Consider the following 4,985-nt stretch of genomic DNA (forward strand, 5'->3'; position numbering starts at 1 on the left):
TTAGTGGTTGCCACCGACATCGAGCACGCCCAGCAAATTGCCTTGGCCCTGGAAACCCTGGGTGAAGGTTGCCGCATCGTGACCAACAAAACCCCGGCTGCGCAGCAGGTTATCAATGCGTTCAGACACAGCGCCTGCCGTTGGATTATCGCAGTTGGAATGATCAGCGAAGGCACGGACATTCCTCGACTCCAGGTGTGCTGCTACCTCAGTCGCATCCGCACTGAGCTGCATTACCGACAAGTGCTTGGGCGAGTGCTTCGGCGCACAGGCGAGCCCGATAATCAGGCGTGGCTATTCATGTTAGCGGAGCCGACACTGCAGTGCTTGGCAGAGAGAATTGCAGATGATCTACCGGATGACCTGGCAGTGCTGAACGAGGTAGAGATGCCAGCCTCCACTTCAGGTTCAATATCTGGCTGGATTGGGGCTGCTGGTAATATCGATGTCCTGGATGACAGTAATGGAAGTGGCATTGCGCAGGTAATTGGGGCAGGTGCTACATGCGCCTTATCCCTGGGGGGCTCTGCCGCTGAGCCAAACCATCTGGTCAGCTTTTCCAAGCACTACCGGCAACAGTTGCTGGCTTGCTTTTGATGCTTGTATGGAGGACTGAATTCAAGCGTCGGCAGACGTGGTTGACTGAATCAGGAGATAGCCGCATTGACCCTTTCTCACGAAAGAACCCGCAGCGTCATCAAGACCGAAGAGTTCCTGCGAGAGCTCGCCCGTAACACTGAGCTGCCTCAGGATATCCGCAGCTATGCGAAAAGCCTGCTCAGGCACTACCCGTCGGCCGACCAGATCCTCTCGTTGGGGCGCCTTGAAGAGTGCCTGGTGAGCGATGCACCAGATGATGAATATCGACGGCGGGTGATCGCTTTTCATCAGCCGCTGTTCAGCTCGTCATTGGACTTCACGCGATAGAAATGAGAGCCGCAATGTCCAGCACTGATTTTGCTCTGTCGGTATCCACCCGCATTGCGCAACGGATTAAGCGCTTACCCAAAGGGCAACCCTTCTGCATCGGCCGCTTTGCGGAGCTTGGAGCGCGTGGCGCCATATCCAAGGCACTAGCTCGGCTGGTCAGCCAAGGCGAACTTGAACGGGTGCATCGAGGAATTTACATGCGCCCGAAATCCAGTCGATACGTTGCACGGGTCCGCCCAAATGTATGGGAAGTAGTGAGCTTGATCGCTAGGCAGAACCGCCATGTTCTACAGATTCATGGCGCTCATGCGGTCAGGTTGTTTGGACTGAGCACCCAGATGCCGCTCATTCCGATCTATTACACCAGCGGACCCAGCCGATCATTTTTTATAGGTAAGGGTGAGGTCCGGTTGGTACATGCGGCACCAATGGTCATGCAGCGTGCCGGGACCGAGGTAGGGACGGCTATCAGCGCACTATTTTATCTCGGTAAAGACGGCTCGACCCCGGAATGCATTGCCGCGATCAAGAAGGTGCTCAGGCCAGAAGACCTAACCACATTAATGGCCTGCAAAATGCCGAAATGGATGCGCATGGCGTTGGAGTAGTCAGCGCGCATACACACCGTCAACACGCTTGCTCCTTAACGCTCTGTCAGGCAGATTTCCGTTGCTGGCCGAGTCCGACCAAGCGACATCGGCGGCATCCCTTCACCCCTTGACCAAACGGAGATGGGCACCTGATTTCCCACCAGAGTCGGATGGGTTAGCGCTCTGCCCCTTCAACACGTTCAACATCAATCCGAACGTCAATTCATTGATCTCCTCAGGACTGATTGCCAGTTCTCCCGCGACGCCAGCTTTCCCAACCCCATCTGCACGTAACGCGGCGAAAATCTTCTCCAGGATCACTGACCGCTCATGAGCAATAGATTCCGGCTCTTCGGTGCGATAGCCCTCTTGAGCAATCTGAATACACAGCGTTCGGTAAGCCCACTCCGTGGAAAGCCCCAGGCTATGAAGCCGGTAATTTAAGGCTGCCACAGAAACGGACCAGAGCTTCTTGTATTTGATTAGGCTTTTGATAGTGATCGAACGTGGAGCCATCGCTAGAACGCTTGCACGTGGCATTAGAAAAGCCGACGCAAAGGCATTCGCCTCACGCTCTAAATCAGGTCCTTGTGGGTGGGCATGCTGGTGCATAACCAAATGTCCTAATTCATGAGCTGCGTCAAAGCGGCAACGCTCGGCCGACTTAAAGGTATTCAAGAACATAAAGGGGCGGCCGCCACTCCACATCGAGAACGCGTCGACCTCCTTTGCATCAATTGCAAGTGAGTAGACACGAACGCCTTTCGACTCAAGAAGCGCAATCATGTTCTTAACCGGCTGCTCACCTAAACCCCAGTGTGCCCTCAGCATCTCCGCAGCGGCCTCTGGCGCTTGGGCACTGCGTGATAGTGCCAGCTTATCGAGCGCCTCAAAATTCGTCAGTGCAGCGCGTTCGGACCCCAGGTCCGGAAGATCTGGCTCTGGCAAATCGAAACGTTGCTCGATCCAGTCATTCAGCAGGAGCGCAATTGCGCCTGCACCGAGAGCTGAATCCCTAAGGCCAGCAGTCATCTTTGAGAGCGACCGGAAACTGGCAACATCCGGCGTTGGCACCTCAGGATCATCACCAAAGAAAAACGCTTCGGGGAACCGAAGCGTTTTAGCGATTTTTGCAAGGGTTCCAGGCTCAGGCTCCTGCGTGCCACTCTCGTAGCCGGAGACTGATCGCTCCGTTACTCCTATATGAGTGGCAAGCTCACGCTTTTTCATACCTCGCCGGCGACGGGCGAGCGCAAATCGTTGTGGATTAAACATGATCTATCACGAGCTTTTACGGCGAATTTCGATGTCGATATCCGGACCGCCTGGGGAGGTAACCTCAAAGAAATCATCATCAAGAGCAAGGGTGCCAAGCATGATGCGTTCAGACCAGAAATTGATCTTGCCGCCTTTACCCATTCCCGATGGACGTGAGAGCTCGATGCGGATTTCCTTCTTCACCGTGTCGGTGTGGTGGAGCAGGATCCAGGTCTCATGAGGGCCTGATTCAGGCAGCTCCTCCGGATCGGGCAGCAAGTCATCAAACATGTCGAACTGGCAGTTCCGCTCAACAGCATCAACTGTATTTTTACCCTTCCTGGATCGGCTGCTCGGCATCCCCAGCAGATTTCCAACATAGCTATCTCCCGATGCGACAGCAATCGCGAGATTGAGCGCCGAGTGAACGGTAAGAGGGTAGTTCGACTGTTCATGCGCGACCCACCCTAGTGGGCGCAGCTGATCGCGCACCGCTCCTACCAACCAGCCCCACATTTCAAGGCCGGGAAAAATGCTGGGATGGTTAGGAGTCAGGCGAACCCGCTGTAGGTGAGCTTGATTGATAGCCTCACGCAGTGGCTCGCGCTCCAGACTCAACTGTTCAAGACGGGCGGCGATTTCATCCTGATCACTGAATACCTGGCAAGCCTGCATCTGAGGACTCCTAACACAACGGTGACTTCCGGTTATTCTTCCTCAAATGAGGTAAAAAAACAAGAAGCACACGTCGCGGAGGGAGACCGAGAGGACGTTGCAGCATGCGTGTTGCCGCCTGTGCATTTTCCACCCACATGCCGGAATTTCATTGACCCAGTTTCGAGCACCAAGCGAGTTGTAGAATTTCGCTTTCAGACTGCTGGGTTAGGGCAGAATAGCGTCGGCACCTGGGTTAAAAATGCACTGGCGATAACATTTGATGTTTGCGGCAGTACCGCCTCCCGTTCCGGATTGGCACAGTAATAGACTTGATTCAAATTCGGAGGAAGCATGGGTATTTCGTATTACCTCGCATGTTTGGAGACCCGGCAATATGTCTGGGTTGGCAGGCTTGACCCACAGGGGGAGGTGCCGGCGGTGGACGTCGAAGGCTCCATCGCCATGTTCGCGCTGGAGAATCGGAACAAACCGTTGATCGTCGTTAGTGAAAGCCATCCGATCCTCGAAGAGGGAATGGAGTGGTCGCCGCCCGCAACGCAAGAAACGTGCAGCGGACAACCATGACGAACCACCGCCAACCGCATCTGTCGAAGACCTGCCATATCCACCGCCGGCATGGCACACCAGACCATGCTTGAGCTAACGCAGCGGGGCTGGAAAACTGGCAAAAGGCGCTCCGTTGCGCAGTGCCCTCGGTTACTCTTTTTAATACGAAGATGAGGTCTGCCCGGTGACAGAGAGCCATAAAGACACCATTTGCGATGTATGCGCTACCAGTACGAGGGTGCCGGGGTACGGCGAGCAGTTCGGGACGCTTCAGGCGCTCTGGGGCTATGGCGCAGGGCATGATGGCGAACGCTATCGAGTCAATCTATGCGAAAGCTGCTTTTTCGCGGCACTAGCGTTTTTGAAGCAGGAGCGCCGCACGCAGAATCTGTTCAGCGATGAGCAGCCCTGCGAGGAGCGCCCATTCGGACTAGTCGCCCGCGATGACTACTTTGGTGATTCGTAGCCATATCTCAGAGATGAGGTTATTGGCTCGCCAGCATCGAACTCAGGCCATGTCTGCACGACTTCTCGGTACAATGGCGTCACCGGCAATCGCTCTAGGGATCTCGCTTGACTGACGCAAAACTCACTGAAGTCGAGATGCGGCGCGCGCTTGGCCTAGACCTCGCGCCTTCGAAATCGAAGCAGCCCATACCCAAACAGCACTCTACCGTCACACTCGTTGAATTGAGCGTGCGTAAGAACGGTGGTTCGCCATTCCGCTTCGAGCACCGCTCCCGTTCCATCAGTACTCTCGCTGCCCAACTCGAGGCCGAGAAAACAGCACGGGAGAAAGGGTATGAGGTCTGGGTCGTGTTGGATATCAGGCAGGTTTCATCATAGAGCCGCAACAGCCGTCAGTCAGTCCACGCCTCGCTGATTGCTCTGGGGCAGTGAACGCTTGAGTCAACTAGATCGAGTCAGTTCGCACTCGGGCAGCTCTTGGCCGGAAGCAACCGGTAGCGACAGACAGCAATCGGC

General features: G+C 55.2%; 7 protein-coding genes. 5 read left to right on the plus strand and 2 right to left on the minus strand.

Annotated elements, in window-relative coordinates; genetic code table 11:
- The 3 genes from HZR81_RS23110 to HZR81_RS23120 all read left to right on the plus strand — a co-directional run.
- The coding region (locus HZR81_RS23110) for a DEAD/DEAH box helicase (protein ID WP_500129359.1) at positions 1 to 597 on the plus strand (597 nt) is incomplete at its 5' end.
- A 66-nt stretch (positions 598 to 663) separates the two neighbouring features.
- Complete coding sequence (locus HZR81_RS23115; protein ID WP_073865899.1) at positions 664 to 927, plus strand: BPSL0761 family protein; 264 nt, start codon at positions 664 to 666, stop codon at positions 925 to 927.
- A 14-nt stretch (positions 928 to 941) separates the two neighbouring features.
- A complete protein-coding gene (locus tag HZR81_RS23120; RefSeq protein WP_041106958.1) occupies positions 942 to 1,538 on the plus strand; it encodes a DUF6088 family protein in 597 nt (198 codons plus the stop codon).
- Between the two features lie 102 nt (positions 1,539 to 1,640).
- Here the strand turns inward: HZR81_RS23120 and HZR81_RS23125 are convergent, their stop codons facing one another.
- Positions 1,641 to 2,795, minus strand: coding sequence for a helix-turn-helix domain-containing protein (locus HZR81_RS23125; RefSeq protein WP_031653271.1), 1,155 nt, complete (start codon positions 2,793 to 2,795; stop codon positions 1,641 to 1,643).
- Between the two features lie 6 nt (positions 2,796 to 2,801).
- Positions 2,802 to 3,452, minus strand: coding sequence for a hypothetical protein (locus tag HZR81_RS23130; protein ID WP_045428535.1), 651 nt, complete (start codon positions 3,450 to 3,452; stop codon positions 2,802 to 2,804).
- 333 nt (positions 3,453 to 3,785) lie between these two features.
- Here HZR81_RS23130 and HZR81_RS23135 point away from each other — a divergent pair, with 333 nt between their 5' ends.
- On the plus strand, positions 3,786 to 4,019 hold the full coding sequence (locus HZR81_RS23135; protein WP_031653269.1) for a hypothetical protein: 234 nt from the start codon (positions 3,786 to 3,788) through the stop codon (positions 4,017 to 4,019).
- A gap of 166 nt (positions 4,020 to 4,185) precedes the next feature.
- Positions 4,186 to 4,467 carry a hypothetical protein gene (locus HZR81_RS23140; protein WP_041106953.1) on the plus strand — a complete coding sequence of 94 codons (282 nt, stop codon included), beginning with the start codon at positions 4,186 to 4,188 and terminating at the stop codon, positions 4,465 to 4,467.
- The last annotated feature ends 518 nt before the right edge of the window (positions 4,468 to 4,985 follow it).

The sequence above is a fragment of the Pseudomonas sp. LM13 genome, from assembly GCF_041381355.1.
Classification (GTDB): domain Bacteria; phylum Pseudomonadota; class Gammaproteobacteria; order Pseudomonadales; family Pseudomonadaceae; genus Stutzerimonas; species Stutzerimonas frequens.